Source organism: Microbacterium sp. LMI12-1-1.1, assembly GCF_040676455.1.
Classification (GTDB): domain Bacteria; phylum Actinomycetota; class Actinomycetes; order Actinomycetales; family Microbacteriaceae; genus Microbacterium.
The window spans coordinates 570,594-595,583 of sequence record NZ_JBEGIA010000001.1 but is presented as its reverse complement, the minus strand read 5'-3'; the positions used below and the strand labels follow the sequence as shown (position 1 = coordinate 595,583).

General features: G+C 69.7%; 19 protein-coding genes, 1 tRNA gene and 1 other RNA gene. 11 read left to right on the top strand and 10 right to left on the bottom strand.

Features of this window, described 5'->3' with window-relative positions:
- Positions 1-793: 793 nt before the first annotated feature.
- Both MRBLMI12_RS02925 and MRBLMI12_RS02920 read right to left on the bottom strand, forming a co-directional pair.
- Entirely contained in the window at positions 794-1,477 is a 684-nt protein-coding gene (locus tag MRBLMI12_RS02925) for a hypothetical protein (RefSeq protein WP_349428262.1), read from the bottom strand.
- 18 nt (positions 1,478-1,495) lie between these two features.
- Positions 1,496-1,675: a helix-turn-helix domain-containing protein gene (locus tag MRBLMI12_RS02920; protein WP_349428261.1), complete on the bottom strand. Its 180-nt coding sequence runs from the start codon at positions 1,673-1,675 to the stop codon at positions 1,496-1,498.
- Between the two features lie 122 nt (positions 1,676-1,797).
- Between MRBLMI12_RS02920 and MRBLMI12_RS02915 the strand changes: the two genes are divergently transcribed.
- The 4 genes from MRBLMI12_RS02915 (at position 1,798) to MRBLMI12_RS02900 (ending at position 5,490) form a co-directional block, all read left to right on the top strand.
- Complete coding sequence (locus tag MRBLMI12_RS02915; RefSeq protein ID WP_349428260.1) at positions 1,798-2,391, top strand: hypothetical protein; 594 nt, start codon at positions 1,798-1,800, stop codon at positions 2,389-2,391.
- A gap of 11 nt (positions 2,392-2,402) precedes the next feature.
- The gene (locus MRBLMI12_RS02910; RefSeq protein ID WP_349428259.1) at positions 2,403-3,629 is read left to right on the top strand and encodes a tyrosine-type recombinase/integrase; all 1,227 of its coding nucleotides are present in this window, start codon (positions 2,403-2,405) and stop codon (positions 3,627-3,629) included.
- A gap of 128 nt (positions 3,630-3,757) precedes the next feature.
- Positions 3,758-4,309, top strand: coding sequence for a DUF4365 domain-containing protein (locus tag MRBLMI12_RS02905; protein ID WP_349428258.1), 552 nt, complete (start codon positions 3,758-3,760; stop codon positions 4,307-4,309).
- Positions 4,306-5,490 (top strand): hypothetical protein, encoded by a 1,185-nt coding sequence (locus tag MRBLMI12_RS02900; protein WP_349428257.1) that lies wholly within the window; start codon positions 4,306-4,308, stop codon positions 5,488-5,490. The genes MRBLMI12_RS02905 and MRBLMI12_RS02900 overlap by 4 nt, the downstream gene beginning before the upstream one ends.
- Positions 5,491-5,779: 289 nt before the next feature.
- Here the strand turns inward: MRBLMI12_RS02900 and MRBLMI12_RS02895 are convergent.
- From MRBLMI12_RS02895 to MRBLMI12_RS02865, 7 genes are all read right to left on the bottom strand, one after another.
- Positions 5,780-5,867 (bottom strand) — tRNA-Ser (locus MRBLMI12_RS02895).
- 41 nt (positions 5,868-5,908) lie between these two features.
- Positions 5,909-8,188: a transglutaminase TgpA family protein gene (locus MRBLMI12_RS02890; RefSeq protein ID WP_363353752.1), complete on the bottom strand. Its 2,280-nt coding sequence runs from the start codon at positions 8,186-8,188 to the stop codon at positions 5,909-5,911.
- Positions 8,175-9,434: a DUF58 domain-containing protein gene (locus tag MRBLMI12_RS02885; protein WP_363353750.1), complete on the bottom strand. Its 1,260-nt coding sequence runs from the start codon at positions 9,432-9,434 to the stop codon at positions 8,175-8,177. Before MRBLMI12_RS02885 ends, MRBLMI12_RS02890 begins: the two co-directional genes overlap by 14 nt.
- Before the next feature lie 7 nt (positions 9,435-9,441).
- Complete coding sequence (locus tag MRBLMI12_RS02880) at positions 9,442-10,464, bottom strand: AAA family ATPase (RefSeq protein ID WP_349428253.1); 1,023 nt, start codon at positions 10,462-10,464, stop codon at positions 9,442-9,444.
- 140 nt (positions 10,465-10,604) lie between these two features.
- Positions 10,605-11,132, bottom strand: a complete 528-nt coding sequence (locus tag MRBLMI12_RS02875) for a hypothetical protein (protein WP_363353748.1) — start codon at positions 11,130-11,132, stop codon at positions 10,605-10,607.
- Positions 11,133-11,135: 3 nt separating this feature from the next.
- Positions 11,136-13,217 (bottom strand): primary-amine oxidase, encoded by a 2,082-nt coding sequence (locus MRBLMI12_RS02870; protein WP_363353746.1) that lies wholly within the window; start codon positions 13,215-13,217, stop codon positions 11,136-11,138.
- Between the two features lie 40 nt (positions 13,218-13,257).
- Positions 13,258-14,733 (bottom strand): APC family permease, encoded by a 1,476-nt coding sequence (locus tag MRBLMI12_RS02865; protein WP_363353744.1) that lies wholly within the window; start codon positions 14,731-14,733, stop codon positions 13,258-13,260.
- Positions 14,734-14,943: 210 nt separating this feature from the next.
- On the opposite strand from MRBLMI12_RS02865, the gene MRBLMI12_RS02860 reads away from it, so the two are divergent.
- The 3 genes from MRBLMI12_RS02860 to ffs all read left to right on the top strand — a co-directional run bounded on the left by MRBLMI12_RS02860 (position 14,944) and on the right by ffs (position 17,262).
- Positions 14,944-16,443 (top strand): APC family permease, encoded by a 1,500-nt coding sequence (locus tag MRBLMI12_RS02860; RefSeq protein WP_363353742.1) that lies wholly within the window; start codon positions 14,944-14,946, stop codon positions 16,441-16,443.
- Complete coding sequence (locus tag MRBLMI12_RS02855; protein ID WP_363353740.1) at positions 16,436-17,134, top strand: IclR family transcriptional regulator; 699 nt, start codon at positions 16,436-16,438, stop codon at positions 17,132-17,134. Before MRBLMI12_RS02860 ends, MRBLMI12_RS02855 begins: the two co-directional genes overlap by 8 nt.
- A 31-nt stretch (positions 17,135-17,165) precedes the next feature.
- Positions 17,166-17,262, top strand: an RNA gene (gene ffs / locus MRBLMI12_RS02850) — signal recognition particle sRNA small type.
- Positions 17,263-17,300: 38 nt separating this feature from the next.
- Here the strand turns inward: ffs and MRBLMI12_RS02845 are convergent.
- A complete protein-coding gene (locus tag MRBLMI12_RS02845) occupies positions 17,301-17,972 on the bottom strand; it encodes an NUDIX domain-containing protein (RefSeq protein ID WP_363353738.1) in 672 nt (223 codons plus the stop codon).
- 109 nt (positions 17,973-18,081) lie between these two features.
- Between MRBLMI12_RS02845 and pta the strand changes: the two genes are divergently transcribed.
- The 4 genes from pta to MRBLMI12_RS02825 all read left to right on the top strand — a co-directional run bounded on the left by pta (position 18,082) and on the right by MRBLMI12_RS02825 (position 24,880).
- On the top strand, positions 18,082-20,226 hold the full coding sequence (gene pta / locus MRBLMI12_RS02840; RefSeq protein WP_363353736.1) for a phosphate acetyltransferase: 2,145 nt from the start codon (positions 18,082-18,084) through the stop codon (positions 20,224-20,226).
- Positions 20,227-20,281: 55 nt separating this feature from the next.
- A complete protein-coding gene (locus MRBLMI12_RS02835) occupies positions 20,282-21,526 on the top strand; it encodes an acetate kinase (protein WP_363355719.1) in 1,245 nt (414 codons plus the stop codon).
- Between the two features lie 100 nt (positions 21,527-21,626).
- Entirely contained in the window at positions 21,627-22,358 is a 732-nt protein-coding gene (locus MRBLMI12_RS02830) for an HAD family hydrolase (protein WP_363353734.1), read from the top strand.
- A complete protein-coding gene (locus MRBLMI12_RS02825) occupies positions 22,355-24,880 on the top strand; it encodes a glycoside hydrolase family 65 protein (protein WP_363353732.1) in 2,526 nt (841 codons plus the stop codon). The genes MRBLMI12_RS02830 and MRBLMI12_RS02825 overlap by 4 nt, the downstream gene beginning before the upstream one ends.
- Positions 24,881-24,990 lie beyond the last annotated feature (110 nt).

The following is a 24,990-nucleotide window of genomic DNA, read 5'->3' as shown; positions in this document are numbered from 1 at the left end:
CATCACGGTGGAGCCTCTCCAGGTCCCGGCTAAGAGCGCTCAAGCGATCAAGCCCTGCCCGTGGGTCGCCCAATCTTCGGTCCAGTCGGCGGCGTAGAGCGGCTCGTTGTTCCATCTCCCGCTGTTCCCGCTCAGCGCGATCCAGTGCCTCGAGTTCCCGCGCTTGCGCGGCTTCCCGCTTGGAATTCCGGCGCCCGCGAGCCATGTAACCAGGTTGTCAGGCGACCCCAGTGATCGCAAGACATCGCGGCCTTCCACTGAACAGTGCCTGCGTGCATTGCTGTTTTGGTCCTGGTTCGAGTGCGGGCTCGTTAGCCGTGCGGTTTCGGATCGCAGCTCGCTGGGCGGCTTGCTGTTCGGTCGGCCTGTGCTCCGAGCGAGGAAGCAGTGTCGGGTTGAGCGTGTGACGTCTCCTTGTCGACCGGCGAAGCGAGATGACTCGCTGGCTGACTGACACGCGATCATGGCCCCGCTGCAAGACGATGTGCGGGGAGCTGTGATCCGATCAGCAACACACCAACGCAGCCATCCGACGCCTGCACGCGCTCTGGGTGCGATCGCATGGGTCGAGCTGAGGCTCCGTCGCGGAGTGGGTAAGCCCACTTGATCAGCGCCACACTTCTGGTCTTCCACCGACATCGGCCTATCTCAGCGGTCGAGTGCGGTGGAGTGCAGGGACCGTGGAGTACCGCAGCGCCGGAGCGCCAGCGGAGGTGCGAGGATACGCCGCGAAAGCCCGGCACGGAGCCGCGCGCGAGCGCTACACTCTCGGGCTCGGTGGGCCGCCCCCGCGTTAGGCGACCGAAGTCTTCCCGGGGCGATGGGTGCAGACGGCACAGGTGCCGTCGGCGACGAGTTTGTGGCCATCGATGTTGCAGTCCCACGCCCGGCTGGGGACTGGTCGTGGACGGGCTTCAGACGCCGCTCTGGCGCGCGCGCACGCACCGCACGGCTGTCGGGTGCCGCCCGGATGCTTCGCGCAGTGAGGCGAGGGCGCGTTATGCGTGACGTCACGCGAGTCGTCACCCGTCGCGTAGGCAGACGCTCTCTTCAAAGTCCTTAACTGGCCTGTGCCTACGTTCGCCGTCACGTCACGCGTAACGCTGTCCGGCACGTCGGCGAGGGCGTGTGTGCCGTCGCGCTGACGATCGCGGTAGGCCTTCTGGCGGCGTCGTGCGCCCTCCCGGTAGCGCTCGACCTCCTCGGCCGTCGACTGGCGGAGGTCCTCCGACCAGCCGGGCAGCAAGTAGCCATCTTCGACGCGGCGCCAGATGCCGGCGGCCTCGAGCTCATCGAAGGCGCTCTGGTCTTCGCCGTCAGGGTGCAAGTACTTGGTGTAGCGGGCGGGGATCGCACCGTCCGTACCCTGGCCGTTGCACCACATCAGCGCACCGGCGAGGACGCGGAAGGCTCGGTCGCTCAGGTTGTCGATGCGGATGCTCCCCAACCACTCCGCCGGGAGCCGTGCGTCGACCATGATGATCGCGCGCAGACGTCAGGACTCGACGCCGAAGACGCGCAAGAGGGCGGCGCGGGGGATCATCCGGCGAGGTCCCAGCTGCACGGTCGGGATCGTGCCGCGTTCGACGCCGGCCTTGATCGTGCGGTACTCGACGCCAACCAGCGCGGCGGCGTCTTTGTATGTCAGCGCCAGCGAGTTCTCCGAACGGTTCATGATCTGTACCACCCTCTCGTGAGCCACCTTTGACAGCGAGTGCCCACACCGTAGCACGCGATTGAGCCATATGTGTCATGAATGCGTCATGTCGCACCTTGCTCGCTATTTCGCGACCTGTCATGATGACGATCATGGTGAAGCTGGAGACCGCCGACGTGAGCCCGGAGCGCGTGGAGGTGGGCAACGGCGTGAGCGTCCCGCGTTCCTGGACGGCGATCGTTCGAGACGAGCCTGGTGTCCCCGGCGCCATCCGTGTGCGGGTGGAGTTCGATCCGCGGCTCGCGCGGAGCGCCGCGGTGTCGGTGACGGTCGAACGTGCGGGAGAGGGCGACGAAGTCACCAGCCTCACCCTGCGAGAGGTGCGCGTGCAGGCCGCACTGCAGGCGACGGGCCTCCTAGTTTCCACAGTTGCCGACGGTTCCAAGGCGCCCGTGACTGGCGCGGCGTACGTTAGGCGCATGCGGGAGCGGACGGATAGATCAGCTGCCGAGAATGTGGTCGACGCGGCAGCGACGTATCGGCTTGCGGTCGCAGTCAACCTGCCGCCGCTGAAGACCGTGTCGGACTGCCTCGGCGTGAGTCAGAGTACTGCGACGCGATTGATGAACCGTGCCCGCATCGACGGCTTGGCTGCTGGCATTCGTCTCCCGGATGCGGACGCAACCGGCCCGGTTGTCGGCCCGTCTCGGACCAGCGGGCCATCGATCAACTGAGGAGAGGGAGCATGGCGCGGCGCGTGAACCACGAAGGCACCATCTCGCCTTACACGACGCCGTTAGGCGAAACGCGCTACCGAATCGCGTACTGGGTGGCCCGTCCCGATGGCGAGTTGGTGCGCCGATTCCGCCGTGGCTTCGAAACGGAACGCGCCGCACGTGAGGAAGTGACGGCGCTGCAGGTCGATATCCGGCGGGGAGTCCATGTCGAGGAGACACGCGAGACGCTCAACTCCTACTCAACGAAGTACTTCGACGGCCTACGGGTGCGACCAACCACCCTCGCCGGCTACCGGAAGCACTACCGTGTGCATGTCGAGCCCGCCTCGCTCGGACGCACACCGCTGAGCGAGATCACGAAGGACCAGCTGAACCGGTACTACCGCCAGTTGGAGCGCGACGGCAGGAGAGACCGGGGACACGTTGGCGAGCCCCTCGGTGCGGCGACTATCCGGCACATCCACGTGTTGGTGTCACAGATCCTGCAGCACGCGCTGGAAGACGGGCTGGTGCGGGTCAACGCCGCCAAGCGGGCCTCGCCGCCGACCAAGCTGGAGGCCGCGCCACCCGAGATGATGACCTGGTCGGCGGAGGACGCCCGACTGTTCCTCGATTGGTCGGAGTCGAGCGGCGACTACCTCTGGCTCGCATGGCTCACCCTGCTGGGCACCGGTATGCGGCGTGGCGAACTGCTCGGGCTGAGGTGGAAGGACGTTGACCTCGAGAACAACGTCATCACGATCGCCCGCGCTATGTCGTACGTGAAGGAATCCGGCAAGAAGCCGGTCATCGACTTTCACGCGACCAAGAGCGGCCGCGTGCGAAACGTTGATATCGACGCGCGGCTTGCGTCGACGCTGCGTACAAAGCGGGATATGCTCCGAGCAGTGGCGCCAGAACTGGCGCGGGGCGAGCAACTGATCTTTTGTAACCGGTTCGGCCGGCCACACAACCCGACGCAGTTCTCCCGTCAGTGGCGCGAGCGTATGGCCAAGGCCGGGGAGGCCCACCCGGATCTCGACGCTCTGCATCTGCACGAGCTGCGGCACACCCACGCGACGCTCCTACTACGCGCCGGCGTTCACCCGAAGATTGTTTCCGAGCGCCTCGGACACGCTGACATCCAGACCACCCTGAACACCTACTCGCACGCCGTGCGCACTCTTCAGCGGGGTGCTGCCGATCTCGTGGGTGAGCTACTGTCGCGGGACTCGTCGCGTGTCGCATTGGACTGAATCACCTGGCCGCCGTCTCGCCAGATCGCGAGATGCCAGGCGTCTGAGCAGAAGGATGCGATCGTGGTAGGCACGGCCCGACGCAACATCAACGCGGGGCGCTGTGCGCATCCCACTAGCATGTGGACATGTCGACTGTGGGGACGCCGGCCCCGTTGCCCCTGCCGCCGATCGTGCGTGGCTCGCCCAAGCGATTCACCGATCTGATGGAGGCCTATCAGGAGGGACTGGTCCGCGCCATCGCTGCCGCGAGCGGAGTGGTGGTGTCTAGACCGGAGATCGACGAGGGCATCGACCTCACGCTCACCCACCGTAGTGACGTCCACACCCACGTCGAGTCCGCGCGGTTGGAAGTGCAGCTCAAGTCGACGTACACCGCGTCGACGACGACCGGGTTCAGCGTCCAGATCAGCCGCGACCGATACGACTACTTGCGCACCCCGAACCCATCGATCGCGAAGATCCTGATCGTAATGTCGGTACCCCCCAGCCAAGATGACTGGATACACGCGACCGACAAGCGTGCGCGGGTCCACAATGCGGCGTACTGGGTCAACCTCGAGGGGATGCCGTCGAGTGCCGCCGCGGAGCCGACGGTCACGGCACCTTTCACGCAACGCTTCGATGACCGTGCGCTGTGCGACATGATGGTCCGGATCGGCAAAGGGGGTGCGCCGTGAGCCTGGAGCTCGCCACCGATGCGGCGGAGATCGTAACCGCACTCCTGCGTCGTCTCTCCTGGGCGCCAGCTTCTAAGGCGCTCGGGCGCTACGAGGTCTGGACGCCCGAAGAGACCGATTCTGACGAGGTGATCGTCCCGATCAACCCCGAGGCGGGCGACTATGCCGTGCTGCTCGAACGCGCGCGCCGTCACATTCTTCGCCGGTATGGCGCCGAAGCCGAGCGACTGGAAGCGCTGCTTCTGATCTCCGCCGCAGCCGACCTTGATTCCACCAAGTGGCAGAAACAGACGTCAGTCGACGCCGGCTTGATCCCTTGGATCGAGGGGGAAGCTATCTACGCTGCCGCGAGAGAGTCGCTTGTCTCCGCAGCACGTGCAGTCCGGAGTAAGCGATCGGTGCAGGGAAAGGCGAGTCGCTACCTGGCAAAAACCTTCATGGAGCAGGTGTTCATGGGGCAGACAGAGGTCGGCAGCTTCATCGTCACTGCCCACGTGCCCGCGTCCACTCGTTTCCACGTCTCAAAGAAGTCCGAAGAAGCTGCCAAGGTCGATCAACGCAAGGCCGATGTTGTTTCGGGGCGCGCGATCGTTGATGTGTTCGAGAACTCCATCGCCGCGGTGCGGGATGCCCTCACGGAATACAAGCGATCGCCTCGTATGGAGATGTTCGAAGACCTCGTGCCGGAGGGCGTCTCGTTCGAGTTGATTAGGTCTCTCGCCGCCCTGGCACGAGATGGCGACGCCGCGGTTACCGTTCAGCGAGGAGAGGCCTCTACAGCAACTCGAGAGATTACGTTTGACGCCGTCGAGGCACCCGTTCTGGACCGAGTGGCCGCTTCGTTCGCGAAGGTTCCTGAACCGACTCCCGTTGAGATCGTGGGCGAGGTTAGCCTCCTCGACAACTCGACCGCCGCGCCGATTCGTCTCGTTCGCGTCGACGTGATGAAGGGTGCAGCGGCACGACGTGTGCGTGTGCGCCTAACACCGGAGCAGTACGACACCGCGGTGGCGGCCCACGCCGCCCACCAATGGCTGAAGCTCTCGGGAACGCTCGAGAAGGACGGACGAGATTGGTGGCTCTATCACGCATCGGATGTTGGCCAGACAACGCCCGCTGAGGGACCCGCCGGAATTCAGCAAACCGTTTGGGATGATTCGGCGCTCGAGGACGACGAGTAGCCGCACTTTCGAAGCGAGCAACTGAATCGCCGAAGAGCGCGCTCCTCGGCGCGTGGCGACTAAATCGGCGTACAGGCGAACCTGTCACTCAATGGGACGTGGCGTGTCAGCAGACCGCTAGCGCAAATGCGGTCACGTTTCATCCATGGCCGGATTTGGCCGGGACACGAGAGGTGTGCAAGCGGGACTTCCGGCCGCGTTGGCCAGACAGTGAACGATAACTGTGCCAGTACGCGTGTCACGCAAGATCGGGCGAGGTCGCGATCCCAGTGTTTTCTAGGCAGAACGGTGGCGGAGGATGGGGGATTCGAACCCCCGAGGGCTTGCACCCAACACGCTTTCCAAGCGTGCGCCATAGGCCACTAGGCGAATCCTCCAGGAGGCCCCGGAGGGCCGTCGACCATCCTACCCTGCGCGGCTACCGTGCCCGAACCGGGGCGCTTCCCGCGTAGACGCTGCCCGGACGGATGATGAGCGATCGCGGGGCGAGCAGCGCCAGGATCCGCCGTGACGGCGGCACCGACGCCAGCAGCGCGACCCTCACGGAACCTGCGGCGTCGGCGGCGGCATCCCCCATCCACTGCGAACGGTTGCCGGCGCGCGAGTAGCTGGCGCGTTCGATGGCGAGGACGACCGTGTTCATCTCGGATGCCGGTGCGCCGTGCTGCTCGACCAGCCGGCGTGCGAACGCGCGAGGGGTCTCGCTGGCGGGAACCGTGATGCCGACGTCGATCGCCGCCTCCTGGACGGACTGCCACGCAGCGGCGGCGTCACCGCCGCGAGCGGCCGCGTCCTGCGTGCGACGACGCAGTTCGCGGATGAGGAAGGGGAGCGAGAGGAGCACCATCACCGCCGCGACCACGCCGAGGATCGGCAGCGGGTCGAGGCCGTTCTCCGATGCTCCGCCCGCCGCGTTCTCGCGCTGCTCCTCGAGGTCGATCTGAGCCTGGTCGCCCGGTGCCGTCGGCGTGGCGCCGGTCTGCGGGGTGGCGGCATCCGGGTCGGTGGGCTGGCCGGGCAGCGTGGCCTCGGACGAGAAGGTCGTCGGCACGCCGAGACCCGACGTCGGCTCGAACGGGATCCAGCCGATGCCTTCGAAATACACCTCGGGCCATGCGTGCAGTTGCGAGCTGTACACCGAGAAGACGGGCTGTCCGTCGATGCTCTGCGTCGTGGGCGTGCCGGGCAGATAGCCGACGACGATCCGCGACGGCATGTGCAGCGTCCGGGCCATGAGGGCGAACGCCGATGCGAAGTGGACGCAGTAGCCCTCGCGCACCTCGAGGAACTGGGCCACGGCATCGGCGCCGCTGCCGTCGAAGCCCTCCTCGACGGGAGAATCCAGCGAGTACAAGAACTCGCCGCCGCGGAACCAGCGCTGCAGCGCCGTCAGTCGGTCGTAGTCGGTGGTGGCTTCCGCTGTCATCTGCAGGGCGAGCTCTCCGATCACCGGAGGGATGTCGGTGGGCAGCTCCGTGGTCTCGTCGCGCACCTGCGCTCCCACCGCCGTTGCGGCGCGCACCTGCTCGAGCGAAGGCCGCGCGGGGGCGTAGGCGACCTCGTACGACTGTCCCTGGGTCGAGCTGTTCGTGGAGGCGACCGTGTGGTTGTAAGGGACGGCGCCCCACAAGCCGGCGCTCAGACCGTCGATGCCGATCGCCGGGTAGGGCACCGGGGCCCATGGCGAGTCGAGGTTGATGATGTCGACCTTCGCCGAGTAGTCCGTCACCCGGATGTCATCGTCGGCGTCGACCGCCCCGAAGGCCCTGTCCGCGTCGAGCGAGATGGTCTGCGCACGATCCGGCGACCACACCCCGCCCTCGAAGCGGGAGAGCGTCGTCGCACGCAGGTACGGCACCGACGGCGCGTTCGTCCGCAGGCGCAGCACCTCGGCGTCCTGCGGGCGGCGCAGGTCGTCGCCGAGCTGCAGTGTGGCGTCGATCCCCGGCCCGGGGCCGAGGCCGGTTCCCGCACGTGCACCGGGCTGGGGCAGCACCGGGGTGGCGACCACCGCTACGACGATGGCGATCGCGCCGATGCCGAGCGCCGTGGCGGGAACGCCCGCGGTGCGCTCCGCCTCGCGCTCCAGCGGCTTCTCGCGCGAGCGCGTCTCGGACCGGATGAGGAAGAGGATCGTGATCGCGAGGAACACGAAGCCGATCACATCGACGTCGCTCGGCGCCGCGATCGCGGGGATGAGCGACACCGCGACGATTCCCACGGAGGCGAGGAGCGGCATCCGCGCCGTCACGACGACGTGGTCGACGACGATCGTGAGCAGCCCCATCGCCCCGACCACGATGAACGCCAGCGACACCGTGGGTTCGAGCGGGGCCGCGCCGACCGTGATCTCCTCCATCGCGGATTCGACCAGCAGCGGCACGGCGCGGATCGTGTCGAGCGTCGGGATCGCCCACAGCAGCGCGGTGTCCCGCAGGAACACCAGGGTCATGAACACGGCCCAGACGGCCGCCTCGATGAGCGTGACCGCGACCGCGGGGAGGCGGTACCGGCGCGCGGTATAGCCCGCCGCCAGGATCATCGCCGCCAGCAGGAGCGCGCCGATGAGCCACCAGCCGGGGTCGATCACCCGCACCACCGGCAGCAGCGCCGCCAGGAGCGCCGCCAGGATCGAGATCGTGAGCAGCCGCTCGCCGCCGCGTCCGCGGCCGGGCCGCGCCGAGTCAGCCGAGGACATGATGCACCCCGCGGCCGATCGCGTTGGCCCACGCGATGGCGAGGTCGCGGTCGGGGCCGATGGAGGCGACGTGCCAGCCGTGGTCGGCGGCGATGTCGAGTGCGTCGCCGACGGGGCCCGCGGTGAGGAGGACGGGCAGCGTGCTGTGGTGGGCGACCGGCCCCAGCGCGACCGCGTCGGCGGGATCGAGCCGGCCGACGATCACCACGATCGGCCCGGTCGACAGTCCGGCGAACAGCCGCGACAGCCGGGGGAGGGCGTCGTCACGGTGGGCCGTCACGGTCGCGAACTGGACCAGCATCGCGTCCACGTCGGTCATGTCGCCGCCTTCGATGCGGTCGACGAGCACGGTGCCCTCGGAATCGAGGACCTCGACGGCGTATCCGTCGTGCACGAGCCGGGCGACCGCCGACACGCAGGCTGAGACGCCGGCTTCGAAGCCCGGGTCGGCGCCGGGTGCTCGCAGCGCCTCGGGCGACCAGCGCAGCGCCGCACGGTCGAGCACGACGGTCGCCTCGGGAGTGGACTCCTGCTCCTCCTGCCGCACCATCAGCTCGTCGCGATGAGCGGTCGCGCGCCAGTGGATGCGGCGCATCGAGTCGCCTGAGGCGTAGGGGCGGGCGACCAGGTTGTCGGCGCCCTGGCCCAGCTGATCCGTCGTGGTGTGCAGCATCCCTCCGGTGGCCCCGGCGTAGTCGATCAGCGGTGGCAGATCGACGACCGCCGGTGCGACGGTGACGGGTGTCCGCTGGTTGAAGACGACCGTGCGCCGGGCGAGCCCGAACGGGTCGGACGACCGCACCGTGAGCGGGCCGATGGAATGCACACCTCGCCGTGCACCGATGAGGGTGTACACGAGGTCGATGCTGCGGACGCCGCCGCGCTCGCCGCCGCGCAGTCCCGAGCCGAGAGCCGGGAAGGCGCCCTCCGCCTTTCCGCGGAGTCCTTTCGGCACGGTGTCCCGCCAGGTGCCCGGCGCCGTCGGCAGTGCGGTGCGCACCTCGACCCGCACTGACACGCGCGCGTCGCGGCCGACGGAGGCGACGTCGGGCACGAGCGATCGGGTGACCGCGTCGGTGCGACGGCCCACGTACAGTGATGCGACGCTCGCCGCGACGACGGCCAGCAGCAGGATGCCGAAGTACATCAGCTCGGCGAGTCCCGCCTCGTTGGCGACGATGAAGCATGCGATCGCAAGGACCAGCGCTCCGGTTCCCCGGACCGTCAGCGGCCACACGCGTCTCATCGTCTGCTCACTGACGGGAGGCGATCGGCACCCGCACGTTCGCCGCGATGCGCTCCAGGATCGTCGCGATCGCGTCGGCGGCGCTGGTGCCCCGCGCGCCGCCCGCGGCGCGCGTCGGGATCAGACGGTGCGCGAACACGGCCGCCAGGAGAGCGGTGATGTCGTCGGGGATGACGAACGCGCGTCCGTCGAGAGCCGCCCACACCTTGGCCGCGCGCACCAGCTGCAGGGTCGCACGGGGGCTCGCCCCCAGCCGCAGATCGCTGTGAGTGCGGGTGGCCTGGGCGAGGGCGACCGCGTAGTCCTCGATCGCGGGAGCCACGTGCACCGCCCGGGCCCACGCCACGAGTCCCGACACCTCGTCGGCCGACACCACCGGCGCCAGCTGGTCGAGGGGATTCGCGGTGTCGCGCTGGCGAAGCATCAGAGCCTCGGACCGCGCATCCGGGTAGCCCATCGAGATGCGCATCATGAAGCGGTCCCGCTGCGCCTCGGGAAGGGCGTACGTCCCCTCCATCTCGAGCGGGTTCTGCGTCGCGACCACCAGGAACGGCTCGGGCACGTAGTGCGTGCGGCCGTCGACGGTGACCTGGCGCTCCTCCATCGCCTCGAGGAGAGCCGACTGGGTCTTGGGCGACGAGCGGTTGATCTCGTCGGCGATGACGATGTTCGCGAAGATGGCGCCGGGCTTGAACTCGAACTCGCGCTCGACCGGGTTGAAGACGCTCACTCCCGTCACGTCGCCCGGGAGCAGGTCGGGCGTGAACTGGATGCGGCGGACCGTGGCGTCGACCGATGTGGCCAGCGCCCGCGCGAGCATGGTCTTGCCGACACCGGGCACGTCCTCGATGAGGAGGTGCCCCTCCGCGAGCAGGCACACCAGCGAGCTGCGCACCGCGTCGGGCTTGCCGTCGATGACGGTGCCGACCGCGTCGAGGATCGCGTCGGTGATGCGGGCGAACCCCTCCGCCGTGAGCGCGCCGGCCGGGGCGTCGGGTCCCGTCCGGGCATCCGTCGCAGTATCGACCATCGAGGCCTCCTGTTCCGCCTGCGAGCGGGCGGGTCCGGCGGGTGGGTGCGGGCGTCTTCGCCCACGGCTCGATCCTAACCACGGTGCGCGCGGTGCGGCACTGGGAGAACGCTGGATGCCGGTCGCCCGCCGTCGGCCGCCTACACCGACGCTGCCGCCATCAGCAGCACCGAGACACCCATGCAGGCGAGCTGTGCCCGGTCGAGAGACCGGTGGGCCCGCGCCAGGAGGAGCGCCGAGAAGGCGGCGTACGCGACCGCGCCGCCCAGGAGGACGGCCAGGAGCAGCGTGCCCCCGCCTCCGTGCCCGTGCGCCGCGGCGCCTGCCGCGGCGACCGGATCGTGCCCCATGCTCAGCTGGAGAGCGGCCATCGCGATCAGCGCGAGGCCCGTGTGCACCGCCATGCCGACGCCCGGCCGGGGGTGCGTGCCCGACGCCGCCCGTCCGCGCGGACGCCGCCAGGCGGCCAGCGCCATCGCGGCGGCGATGAGGAGCGCGGCCCAGTACACCGGGGCGACGAGCCGGGTGAGGGCGGCGTCGAGCATCGCGACCAGCATGAGGACGGATGCCGCGGCGTCGGGCCACCGCGCCCGGCCGCGGTCGGCTGCCAGACAGCAGGCGCCGATCGCGGCCGGGGCGATGGCCCAGGCGTGGAGCAGTTCGGTCACGGATCAGCCGTGGTGGTGGTGCGCGTCGTGCGCGTGCCCGTGCTCGCCGTGACCGTGGCCGCCGGCGTCATGCGCGTGGGCGCCCGGGGTCGGTCCGTAGCCGCCCGTCGCGGCGTGCACGTGACCCGTGCCCGCTGCGCAGTGCGCCGACTCGGGTGCCGGCACGTGCAGCGTGGGGTTGCGCTCGAAGAAGTTGTACGGCTTCAGCGTGAACTTGGCGTAGTCCATGGGCATCACCGGCCAGTCCTCGTTGCGGGGGAAGTGGGTGAGCCCGAACGTGTGCCAGAGCACGACGTCCTCGCCGATCAGGGGCTCGTCCCCGGCGATGAAGGCCGGCAGACCGCCTCCGCCCGGGTGCTGGTTGACGAAGTCGCCGGCCGCGTACCGCTCGGCGGGGTCGTACTTCGTCACGAACAGGTTCTTCGTCGCGAACGCGGCGCGCGAGGCGATCGACGACGCATCGTCGGCGAGGAGCACCGGCGTCTCGGTGGGGAAGAGCACGTATGAGGTGGGCTGACCCATCGAGGTGGTCTTCTCGGTGGAGGCGATCTGCCAGACGCGGTTGCGGGCGCCGTCGGCGACGCGGCCCGAGACCTTCTCGGACGCGATCGGCACGACGCTCTTGGTGAACGCGTTGCCGGCCGGGTTCTCGGCCGAGATCGGCACCCGCACGGCGTCGATCTCGTTCACGACGTTGGCGACGCCGTCGACGGTCATGTCGAGCCGCGCCGAGAACAGGTGCTGGTGGTACGGGGCGCCGAGACCCGGGGCGACCTCCGAGGCGAACGGGTAGGGGGATCCGTCCTCGTTCACACCCGGGTACGCGGAGGTGAACAGGATGCCCGTGAGCTTCGCCTCGCACTCGATCGTGCCGTCGAGGTAGAGGTACCAGAAGAACCCGTAGTCGTAGTTGCCGACGGTGGTGAAGAACGAGATCACCAGCCGCCGCGACCGCCGCACCTCCGATGCGCCGGTGAACAGATCGGTGTGCTTCCAGAGCGAGCCGAAGTCCTCCTCGTGCATGCACACACCGTTGCGCACGGTGCGCGGCATCCCGAGCTCGTCGGCGAGGATCGCGTCGACGTATGTGATGTCGCCCACGCAGTCGCAGCCCAGCTCGAGCTCGTTGGTGTACCGGCCGAACAGGTATTCGCCGGTGTCGAAGTAGTTCTGCCAGAACCGGTTCGGCTGCGGGTCGGCGTAGGGCACCACCATCTCGCTGATCGACCCCCGGTACATCACCGGGCGTCCCGCGAACGAGAGCTGTCGCAGGATCAGGCCCTCGCGCGTGTCGAAGCCGATCCGGAGGTCCCACTCGCCCCACGTGACGTGCTCGCCGTCGACGTTCAGGCTCGATCCTTCGGGCTGCGTGATCACGATGGGCTTGAGGCCCTCGAGGGGCGCGCCCTGCAGGGCGGGGTCGTCGTAGTTGCCGCTCGTCTGGGGGATGTCGTACCCCGGGTTGTCGACGACCTTGATGACCGAGCGGGCGGCGACGTCGATGTAGGCGGTGAGTCCGTCCACCGGATGCGCCCACGGATGGTCGGCGGCGTGGAACTGCTGGAACGCGAACGTGCGCAGGATGCGGCGCCCGGCCTCGTCCTCGTACCCGTAGCTGCCTGCCGACAGCGGCACGAGCACGACGTCCTCCGGCGTCAGCCCGCGAGCAGCGAGAGCGGCCACCCACTCCGCGTTCTCGTTGGCGATCACGCCCACCTCTTCGAACTCGGCGTCGAGGATCGGGAGCTGGCCCGCGGTGCCGTCGAGCTCGACGGTCGAGACCACCTCGCCGTCGGCCAGCGAGACGACCAGGTCGAGCGATCGGGCCGATCGCATGTCGAGCAGCTGCACGCGTGCCCGGCGCTCGGGGAGTGGGCCGGTGCCCGCCTCCCACGCCAGGATCTCCGGCTTCGGCGCCTCTTCGAGACCGACGTAGGCGAATCGTGTCGCCTCCGTCGTCGTGTCCAGTCCGAGCACGACCGCACGGACCGCCTCGATCTCGGCGGGCGTCAGTGAGGCGAGCGGATGCCGGGACGCGGGCGGCGCCGCGAAGCCCGAGGCGGTGGCGATGTCGGTGATGGTCATGGTGCTCCTTCGGTGCGGGGATGGATGTCGGCGCGGTGCGTCAGCCGGCGATCGAGTCGGTGAGCTTCGCGTAGGCGGCGGGGCGGCGGTTCTTGATCCAAGCGGCCTGGACGTACCCGATGACGGGAACGACCACCACGAGTCCGAGGAGGAACCAGCTGACGGCGGCGAACACCGGGTTGCCGTCGGCATCGACGTCGCCGACCATGATCGGGAAGTAGGCGACGATGAGGGCGGCCGAGAGCATGAGCCCCACGAATCCGAGGGCGGGGGCCATGACGGTGTTCCACACGCGCCGGTCCTTCTTGGTCCTGACGAAGTACACGATCACGGCGACCGACGTCAGCGCCATGAGGATCGCGATGGCGAGGGTCGCGACACCGGCGAACCAGGTGAAGACCTGCAGCACGGGGTCGAGGCCGAGAACCGCGAAGACCGCGATCAGCACGACCGCCGTGCCCGTCTGCACGAGCGACGACACGTGCGGCGAGAGGTGCTTGGCGTGCACCGCGCCCATCTTGTCCGGAAGGACACCGGCGTTCGCCATGGAGTGCTGATAGCGCGTGACGACGTTGTGGAACGACAGGACGCAGGCGAACATCGCGGTGATCAGCAGGATGTTGACGGCGATCTCGCCGAACGAGCCGAGGTAGCGGGCCATCGTCGTGATGATGAACGTCCCGGGGTCCTCCGCGATGGCGTCGAGGACATTGCTCGGCCCCCACGCCATCACCAGCCCCCATGCGGCCAGCGTGTAGAAGACGCCGATGCCGATCACCGCGGCGTACGTGGCGCGAGGGATGGTCCGGTTCGGGTCCTTGGCCTCGTCGCGGAAGATCGCGGTGGCCTCGAAGCCGATGAATGCGGCGATCGCGAACATCAGTCCGACGCCGGGGGAGCCGCTCGCGACGTTCGCAGGCTCGAACGGTGCGAGACTCAGGCCCTCCGGCCCGCCGCTGGCGACCACGACGACCACCATCGCCAGGACGATCCCGACCTCGGCGACGAGCAGCACGCCGAGCACCTTGCTCGACAGGTCGATGTGGCGGTAGCCCAGCACGCCGACGACCGCGATCGTGGCGAGCGACATCAGCCACCAGGGCAGGGCAGGGCCACCGATCGACTCGACGGTCACCGACAGGATGTAGCCGATGTACCCGTACACCGACACCTGGATCGTGGTGTACGTGAGCATCGCGATCCACGCGCTCGCGAGGCCGGTGGAGCGGCCGAGACCGTAACCGACGTACGTGAAGAAGGCGCCCGGTCTGGGCACGTGGCGGGTCATCGCGGCGAGACCCACCGAGAACAGCAGCAGGATGACGGCGCTGATGGCGTAGAGCGCGGGGAAGCCGATCCCGTTGCCCAGGAGCATGCCGAGCGGCGCGGCGCCGCCGATCACGGTGAGGGGGGATGCGGCGGCCACCACCATGAAGACGATGGCGGTGACTCCGAGCGAGCCGGTCAGCGTCCGCTTCGCGGACGCCTCGACTCCCTTCGATTCGAGCTGGGTCATGGCAGAACCTCCGGGCGAACGCGGGAACGGGATGCCCTGAGCCTCGCGGCACCGCGTTGCCGCGCCGTCGCGCGCCGGTGAAACCTCGTGCACCCCGAGTGAGATCGGCCGGGGCGGGCGTCTCATTCGGGTGACACACGGGCGAAACACGCGGGTAGCGGCCCGGCAACCGCGCCCGCGTAACGTCTCACGGGCACCACCGGAGGCGACATGACCGCACTCGAGCGCGCGATCGCGCGACCCGACCCCGTCCACGACTTCGGGGCGCGTTCACCGCTGGACGGGCTGGATCGCCGCAGCGTGGGCTTCTTCGACGTCCTCGCCCAGTCCGTGGCCGCCGTCGCCCCGGCTGCCGCGGCGACCACCGTCGTGCTGCTCGTCGCCGGCATCTCGCCCTCGGCGACGGTGCTCTCGATCGTGCTCGCCGGCGTTCTCAGCCTTCTCGTGGCACGCACCATCTCGCAGTTCGCGAGGCGGCTGGCCGCTGCAGGTTCGACCTACACCTACACCGCACGCGGCCTGGGGCCGGGTGCCGGACTCGCCTCCGGAGCGGCGATCCTCGTCGGCTACGGCGCGATCGCGATGTTCGCTCTGCTCGGCGGGGCGTACTACGTCACGTTCCTCCTGGATTCGGCGTGGCCCGCGGCAGGAGGCCCGGGGACGCTCGCCGCCGTGCTCGCCGCCGAGGCGGCCTTCGTCGCCGTCGTGCTCGTGCGCGGCATCCGGCTGTCCTCGCGCATCGCCCTCGTGGTCGAGGTGCTCTCGGTGGCCCTCATCGCCGTGCTCCTCGTCGTGCTCCTGATCCGGATCGGCCCGATCGACCCCGGTCGCATGCTCGGGCTCGGCGGGATCGACCCCGCGGCGCTCGCCGCGGGGTCGGTCATCGCGCTCACCGCCTTCGTCGGCTTCGAGAGCGCGTCGACGCTCGGCGTCGAGGCCCGCGCCCCGCTCCGCAACGTGCCGAGGGCGATCGTGTGGACGGTGCTGCTGTCTGGCGGTCTGTATGTCCTGGCGGCGGTCGCCCAGGTCGCCGGCTTCGACGCGATGGGTGCCTCGCTCGCCGCCAGCGCCTCGCCGATCAATCAGCTCGCGTCGGCGTACGGTCTGGGCGGCTGGGGGGTCGTGGCCGACATCGGCATCGCGGCCTCGTTCCTCGCGTGCGCCATCGGGTCCACCACCGCCCTCACCCGGGTGCTGTTCACCATGGGGCGCGACCGCGTGCTGCCGTCGCCGGCGGGCCGTGCGCATCCGCGATTCGGCACGCCCATCGGCGCGGTCGCGCTGGCCTTCCCGCTCATCGCCGGCGTGCCGTTCCTGCTCCTCTTGTCGGGCGTCGACGTGCGCGGCGCGATGCATGCCACCATCGCCGTCGGCGGCGCGGGGTACATCGTGGCCTACATCCTGGTGTGCATCGCCGCACCGGTCTTCCTGCGGCGCATCGGCGAGCTCACGACCGGATCGGCGATCACGGCGACCGTGTCGGCGGTCGTGCTCACCGGTGCGCTCGTCACGTTCTTCGTGGTCGACGCCGCCGCGGGCAGCGTCGCGGTCTGGGTGGTGCTCGCGGTCGGCGCCGTGGCCGCGATCGCGGTGCTCGTCCGGCTGCGCCGCGGCACGCCGTCGCTCGCGCGCGTCGGGTCGTACGACGAGCCCGTCGCCTCGGAGGTGCTGGGCGGCATCGCCCGGCGGGAGCGGAGGGGCGGTGCCTGAGAGGGTGTCGCCGGGGCCGACCCTGACGGCGCGTCAGCCGAAGGCGGTCCACAGCGCGCTGACGGTGCTCGAGGCCGTGGCGCACCTGGGCGCCGGTGCGACCGCGCGCGAGATCTCGCTCGAGCTCGGGCTGCCGCGGGCCACCACCTACCGCCTCCTGAACCTGCTCGTGCAGGACGAGTACCTCGTGCGCACCCCCGACCTCGCGGGGTTCGCGCTGGGCGCCAAGGTCGTGCAGCTCGCCGCCGTGGCTGCGCCGCCGGCACGTCTGACGTCGGCGGCCAGGGGAGTGGTCGCCGAGGCGCGCTCGGCGCTGCGCGGCGGCGTGCATGTCGTCTTCTTCGTCGACGGTCGCATCTCGGTGATCGACGCGGATCCCGACTTCCCGCTGTCGGACGAGGTCCGTCTCGCCCGCGAGCCGGCGCGGTTCGCGATCGGGCGGCTGCTGACGATCGAGCAGGGGACTGCCGAGAGCGCGTTGCGCGGGGACTTCGCCGAGCTGGGCGCCACTCGCCAGCGCGGCGAGCTCGCCCCGGGATACGGCTGTGTCGCGGTGCCGATCCTCGACGGCAGCGGTCGGTTCGCCGGAGCGGTCGGGTTCTCGGGGCCACGTCACCGGGTGGACGAGCCGGCGGCGGTGCTGGCGGTGCTGCAGCCGGCTGCCGCGCGCCTGGGCCCCCTGGTGGTGTGACGTCAGCCCCGCGCAGAGCGGGTAGACTGTCAGAAGCTCTCCGCGAGGCGGCATCCAGGCCAACTCCCCCAGGACGGAAACGTAGCAAGGGTAACCAGGCTCTGCCGGGTTCGCGGAGAGTCTTAATCTTTCCGGGCGCTTCGCTCTGCCGAGCGGCCGGATCCGGTCAGGGACCGGCGGCGAAGGGGCCGTCGAGCACCGCCCACTGCAGCAGCATGATGGTCTTCGCATCCTGGATCCGCCCATCGCGCACCATCGCCAGCGCGTCGCCGATCCCGATCTCGAGCAGCTCGATGTGCTCGCCCTCCTCCGGGAGTCCGCCTCGGTCTGCGGTGCGCCTCGAGCCGTCGTAGCGTGCGGCGAAGAAGTGGAGCCGCTCGGTGACCGAGCCCGGGCTCATGTACACGTCCCAGACGTGCTCGAGCTCGCCCACTTCGACGCCTGTCTCCTCGGCCGCCTCCCGGCGGATCGCCGTCGCCGGGTCGTCGTCATCGAGCAGTCCCGCCGCCGTCTCGATGAGCATCCCGTCGGGGTGGTCGTTGACGTAGACCGGGTAGCGGAACTGCCGGGTGAGCAGCACCGTGCGCCGATCCGGATCGTAGAGCAGCACCGTCGCCCCGTTGCCGCGATCGTAGGTCTCGCGCTGCTGGGTCTCCCATCCGCCCGACGGATCGCGGTATTCGAGCGTCGTGCGGCGCAGCACATGCCAGGCGGAGGCAAGCACCTCGACGTCCGTCACCCGCACGTCCGGATTGCGCTGCAGATCGCGCCCGATCCGATCCAGTCCCGTGCGGCCGCGATGGTCGGGAACGTCGATTCCGGGTCGGGGAGCATCCATGCCTCGAGCGTAACCGCGCGCCCTCGGCGCACTCCGAGGGCCCCTGTCCCGGGGGCTCGCGCGGAGCGGGGCCGAGACGGAGCGCCTCCTCCGCCCATAGGCTGGGGTGGTGGCGCAGAGCATCTACATCACGTCGGCCGAAGGCCACTCGGGGAAGTCGACGGTCGCGCTCGGCGTGCTCGATGCCCTGAGTCACGCGACCGCGCGTGTGGGCGTGTTCCGGGCGATCGCGCGATCGACCGTGGAGCGCGACTACGTGCTGGAGATGCTGCTCGACCACGACGGCGTCGACCTGCCCTATGACGACTGCGTCGGCGTCACGTACGACGAGGTGCGGCAGGATCCGGATGCCGCGCTCGCGACGATCGTGGAGCGCTACAAGGCGGTCGAGGCCCAGTGCGAGGCCGTGGTCATCGTCGGCAGCGACTACACCGACGTCGGCAGCCCCGCCGAGCTCGCCTACAACGCCCGCATCGCGGCGAACCTGGGCGCGCCGGTCCTGCTCGTGCTCGGCGGCCGCTCGGCGCAGAACCAGACGCAGCCCGAGCAGCTCGGGTCCTCGCTCCCGCGCACGCCTGCCGAGATGGGCCAGATCGCGGATCTCGCGCTCGCCGAGCTGCGGCACGGCCGTGCGAAGCTGTTCGCCGTCGTCGCCAACCGCGCCGAGGCGGACATCGCCGACGAGACCATCGCTGCGATCCGCCGCTCCATCGACGCGCACCACGGCGAGGCGACGGTGCCCGCATCGCCCGTACCGGTCTGGGCCATCCCCGAGGATCGCCATCTGGTGGCGCCGTCGATCCGCGGCATCATGCGCTCGGTCGACGGCGAGCTGCTCGCCGGCGACCCCGACCTGCTCACCCGCGAAGCGCTTGCGGTCGTCGTCGCGGGGATGTCGATGGTGAACGTGCTGCCCCGCCTCCTCGAGGGCGCCGTGGTCATCATCCCCGCCGACCGGTCGGAGGTGCTGTTGGCGACGCTGCTGGCGAATGCCTCGGGCACCTTCCCGTCGATCTCGGGCATCGTGCTCAACGGCGGGTTCGAGCTGCCCGAGCCCGTGACGCGACTGATCGACGGCCTGGGGTCGAACGTGCCCATCATCACCACCGAGCTCGGCACGTACGAGACGGCGGTGCGCATCATGGGCACCCGCGGCCGCCTGGCCGCCGACTCGCAGCGCCGCTACGACACCGCCCTCGCCCTGTTCGAGCAGAGCGTCGACACCGATGAACTGCTCGTCTCGGTCGGCCTGGCGCGGGCGACGGTGGTGACACCGCTGATGTTCGAGTTCCAGCTCATCGAGCGGGCCCGCGCGCAGCGCAAGCGCATCGTGCTGCCCGAGGGGGATGACGATCGGGTCCTGCGCGCGGCGGCGACGGTGCTCAAGCGCGGCATCGCCGACCTCGTGATCCTCGGCGAGCCGTTCGAGGTGCGGGCGCGGGCGATCGAGCTCGGCATCGACATCCAGGGCGCCGAGGTGCTGTCGCCGCTCGACGCGGTGCACGTGCACAAGTTCGCAGAGGAGTACGCCCGACTGCGCGCGCACAAGGGCGTCACCGTCGCGCAGGCGGCGGACACCGTGACCGACGTGTCGTACTTCGGCACGATGATGGTGCACCTGGGCCTCGCCGACGGCATGGTCTCGGGCGCCGCCCACACGACGGCGCACACGATCCGCCCGGCGTTCGAGATCATCAAGACCCGCCCCGGCGTCTCGGTCGTCTCGAGCGTGTTCCTGATGGCGCTCGCCGACCGCGTGCTGGTCTACGGCGACTGCGCCGTCATCCCCGACCCCACCAGCGAGCAGCTCGCCGACATCGCGATCTCGTCCGCCGCGACGGCCGCGCAGTTCGGCATCGATCCTCGCGTGGCGATGCTGTCGTACTCGACGGGCGAATCGGGCTCGGGCGCCGAGGTCGAGAAGGTCAGGGACGCGACCGCCCTCGTCCGCTCGCGGGCGCCCGAGCTGCTCGTCGAGGGACCGATCCAGTACGACGCGGCGGCCGACGCCGCCGTGGCGGCGGCGAAGATGCCGGGCTCGGAGGTCGCCGGGCGCGCCACGGTGTTCGTCTTCCCCGACCTCAACACCGGCAACAACACGTACAAGGCGGTGCAGCGCTCGGCCGGCGCCGTCGCGATCGGACCGGTGCTGCAGGGCCTCAACAAGCCCATCAACGACCTGTCCCGCGGCGCGCTGGTGGACGACATCATCAACACCATCGCGATCACCGCGATCCAGGCGCAGGGGGAGTGATGCCACTCTCGGCGTTCCTCGCTCGCTCAACGACCGGAGTCCGGGAGTGAACCGCGTGACCCCCGTGCTCGTCATCAACAGCGGCTCCTCGTCCTTCAAGTACCAGCTGCTCGACATGGACACCGAGCGCACGCTCGCCTCCGGCCTCGTCGAGCGCATCGGCGAGCCGATCGGCGTCGCCCGTCACACCGTCTACGCGACGCCCGCTCCGGCGGCGACCGGGGAGGTGGCAGGCACGCCCACCTTCCTCGACGCGACGCGCACACGCGAGCTGCCGATCCCCGACCACACGGCGGGCTTCGAAGTCATGCTGGACGCGTTCGCGTCCTACGGTCCGTCGCTCACCGAGACGCCGCCGGTCGCGGTCGGTCACCGGGTGGTCCACGGCGGCGCGCGGTTCTTCGAGCCCACGCTCATCACCCCGCTCGTCGAGATCAACATCGACGAGCTCTCGGTGCTCGCGCCATTGCACAATCCGGCGAACCTCGCCGGGATCGTCGCCGCCCGGACGGCGTTCCCCGATGTGCCCCACGTCGCCGTCTTCGACACGGCCTTCCACCAGACCCTCGCGCCGGCGGCATACACCTACGCGATCGACACAGAGGTCGCGGCAGCCCATCGCATCCGCCGGTACGGGTTCCACGGCACGTCGCACAAGTTCGTCAGCGAGGCGGCGGCAGCCTTCCTCGCACGACCCCTGGTCGAGTTGAAGCAGATCGTCTTCCACCTGGGCAACGGCGCATCGGTCACCGCGATCGACGGCGGCCGGTCCATCGACACGTCCATGGGCTTCACTCCGCTCGAGGGACTCGTCATGGGCACGAGGTCGGGCGACATCGACCCCGCGGTGCTCTTCCAGCTCGAGCGGCGCGCCGGCATGTCGGTCGACGACCTCGACGACCTTCTCAACAAGCGCAGCGGCCTGCTCGGCCTCGCGGGATCCAACGACCTGCGAGACATCCGCGCGGCGATCGGGCGGGGCGAGCCGCGGGCGCTCCTCGCCTTCGAGGTCTACGTCCACCGGCTGCGCGCCTACGCCGGCGCCTATCTCGCCCAGCTCGGCGGCGCCGATGTCATCTCGTTCACGGCCGGTGTCGGAGAGAACGCGCCCGGCGTACGCGCCGGGGCGCTCGAGACGCTCGGATTCGCCGGCGTGGAGATCGACCATGAGCGCAACGAGAGCGCCGAGCGCGGCATCCGTGTCATATCGACCGACGCGTCGGCCGTCACCGTCCTCGTCGTGCCGACCGACGAGGAGCTCGAGATCGCCCGCCAGACCCTGAGCGTCGCCCGTCCGTAACCGTCTCGGGGTGTCGAGCGGGCGCCCGTCCGCATTACGCTTGCTGAGCGGCGCGACGGAGTGCCGAGCACACACACCCGCACTCGCCCCCGGAGGTTCTGTGGCCCACGACGCCCTGCCCGATCTGACCGCCTTCGACGCCGTGCTGTTCGATCTGGACGGCGTCCTGACGCCCACGGCCGAAGTGCACATGCACGCGTGGCAGACCATGTTCGAGGAGCTCTTCGCCGCGTGGGACATCACGCCGCCCTACACCGAGCGCGACTACTTCGACCACCTGGACGGCAAGAAGCGCTACGACGGCGTGGCCAGCCTGCTGCGCTCGCGCGACGTGGAGGTGCCGTGGGGCGATCCGTCCGATCCTCCGACCGCCGACACGGTGTGCGGCATCGGCAACCGCAAGAACGCGGTCTTCGAGCGCGTCCTGCGGGCGGAGGGCATCGCGCCCTACCCGGGATCGCTGCGCCTGCTCGACACGCTGGCGGATGCCGGCACCCGCGTCGCGGTGGTGTCCAGCTCCAAGAACGCGGAGGAGGTGCTGGCGGCAGCCGGCATCCGTGATCGATTCACTGTCGTGATGGACGGCGTCATCGCCGAACGCGACCACCTCGCCTCCAAGCCCGCGCCGGACGTGTTCGTAGAGGCGGCCCGGATGCTGGAGGTCGAGCCCGCCCGCAGCGCCGCGGTCGAGGACGCCATCAGCGGCGTGCGCTCGGCGGCGGCCGGCGGCTTCGGACTCGTCGTGGGCGTGGACCGCGGCGTCGGGGTGCAGGACCTCATCGACGCCGGCGCCCACATCGTGGTTCAGGACCTGGAGGAATTCGTACGATGATCGACCGCGACCGCTTCCCCGTCGACGAGTGGCGGCTGATCGAGTCGTCGTTCGACCTCGACGACTCCGGTGTCACCGAGACGCTGTTCGCCGTGGGCAACGGCTATCTCGGCCTGCGCGGAAACCACTCGGAAGGGCGGTTCGCGCACGAGGACGGCACGTTCATCAACGGGTTCCACGAGACGTTCCCGATCCGCCACGCCGAGCAGGCGTACGGCTTCGCCGAGGTCGGACAGGCGATCATCAACGCCCCGGACGCGAAGGTCATGCGCGTGTACGTGGACGACGAGCCGCTGTCGCTCGACGTCGCCGACGTCCGCGAGTACGAGCGGGAGCTCGACATGCGCGACGGGATCCTGCGCCGCCACGTGCGGTGGACGACGCCGTCCGGCAAGGACGTCATGATCGGCATGGAGCGACTGGTGTCGTTCGAGGAGAAGCACCTCGCGCTGATGACGATCGAGGTCACCGTGCTGAACGCCGACGCTCCCGTCACCATCGCCAGCCAGATCATCAACCGGCAGGACGGCGAAGACGTCTACGGCGGCACCCCCACCGCTTCGCGCAAGGCCGGCTTCGACCCCCGCAAGACCGAGAAGCTCCACGAGCGCGTGCTGCAGCCGCAGGAGTACTGGCAGGACAAGCTCCGCTCGGCGCTGTCGTACCGCGTCACCGACTCCGGGATGACCATCGCCGTCGTCGCCGATCATCTCGTAGACACCGAGAACGAGTACACGTCGCGCACGCTCATCGAACCCGACATCGCGAAGAACGTCTTCCGCGTGCAGGCGACGGCCGGCGTGCCGATCCGTGTCACCAAGCTCGTCAGCTACCACACCTCGCGCGGCGTTCCAGCGCGGGAACTGGTGGACCGCTGCCGGCGCACCCTCGACAGGGCGCTGAGCGAGGGCGTCGACGCCATCCGCACGCGGCAGCGGTCCTGGCTCGACGCGTTCTGGGAGCGCTCGGACGTGCGGATCGCCGGGCACGCCGACCTGCAGCAGGCCACGCGCTGGTGCCTGTTCCAGCTCGCGCAGGCCACCGCCCGGGCGGATGGCCTCGGCGTGCCGGCGAAGGGCATGACGGGCTCGGGCTACTCGGGGCACTACTTCTGGGACACCGAGATCTACGTGCTCCCGTTCCTCGCGTACACGACGCCGCTGTGGGCCCGCAACGCACTGCGCATGCGGTACCTCATGCTGCCCGCCGCGCGCCGTCGCGCGTTCCAGCTGAACGAGGCCGGTGCACTGTTCCCCTGGCGCACCATCAACGGCGAAGAGGCGTCGGCCTACTATGCGGCCGGCACTGCGCAGTACCACATCAACGCCGACGTGAGCTTCGCCCTCGCGAAGTACGTCCGTGCCACCGGCGACGACGAGTTCCTCTTCCGCGAGGGCGTCGACATCGCGGTCGAGACGGCGCGGCTGTGGGCGACCCTCGGCTTCTGGCGCTCGAGCGACGGCATGATCGACGGCGAAGGAGACACCTTCCACATCCACGGCGTCACCGGGCCCGACGAGTACACCACCGTCGTGAACGACAACCTGTTCACGAACGTCATGGCGCGGTTCAACCTCCGCTTCGCCGCGCGCACGGTGCGCGAGATGGCCGAGGTCGACGGCGAGGTCTACCGGCAGATGGTGGACCGCCTCGCCCTGGAGCCCGGAGAGCCCGAGGCGTGGGAGCGGGCCGCGGAGGCCATGCACATCCCGTTCAGCCCGAGCCTCGGCATCCACCCGCAGGATCACGTGTTCCTCGAGCGGGAGATCTGGGACCTCGAGAACACGCCGCCCGACAAGCGGCCGCTGCTGCTGCACTTCCACCCGCTGGTGATCTACCGCTACCAGGTGCTGAAGCAGGCGGACGTGGTGCTGGCGCTGTTCCTGCAGGGCAACCACTTCTCCGACGAGGACAAGCTCGCCGACTTCGAGTACTACGACCCGCTGACCACGGGCGACTCGACGCTGTCGGCGGTCGTGCAGGCGATCCTCGCCGCGGAGGTCGGCTACCAGGACCTGGCGCTCGAGTACTTCCGCGAGTCGATCTTCGTCGACCTCGGCGACCTGCATCACAACGCCGCCGACGGCGTGCACGTCGCCTCTGCCGGCGGCGTGTGGACGGCGCTGGTATCGGGCTTCGGCGGCATGCGCGACCACTTCGGCGAGCTGTCCTTCGACCCGCGGCTGCCCGAGGCGTGGCCCTCGCTCGAGTTCGTGCTGCACTGGCACGGCACGCGCCTGGTCGTCACCGTGACCCGCGACGAGCTGCGCGTGCGCGCGACGGAGGGCGACCCCGTCGGCTTCAGCGTGCGCGGCGTCGGCTACGTCGTCGGCCCGGGCGAAGAGGTGGTGGCCGCTCTCGACGGGCAGGGACCCGTCATCGCCGGGCGCCCGTCGCTGCGCGAGCTCGGCGACGCCCGTCGCGAGGACGGCTCGCTGCTGTCGGCGTCGGTGCCGACCGTCACCTCGACGATCCCGATCATCGTGGGAGCGGCGGACGTCGAGCACGGGGCGGACGTCTGACGGTCTCGCGAGCACCGGAGATTCCGGCGAGAACGGGACGATCCGAGCCGATCCGTCCTGTCTCCGCCGGATCTCCTGCTCTCGGGCGGGTGCGCGGCGGGCCGGATGCA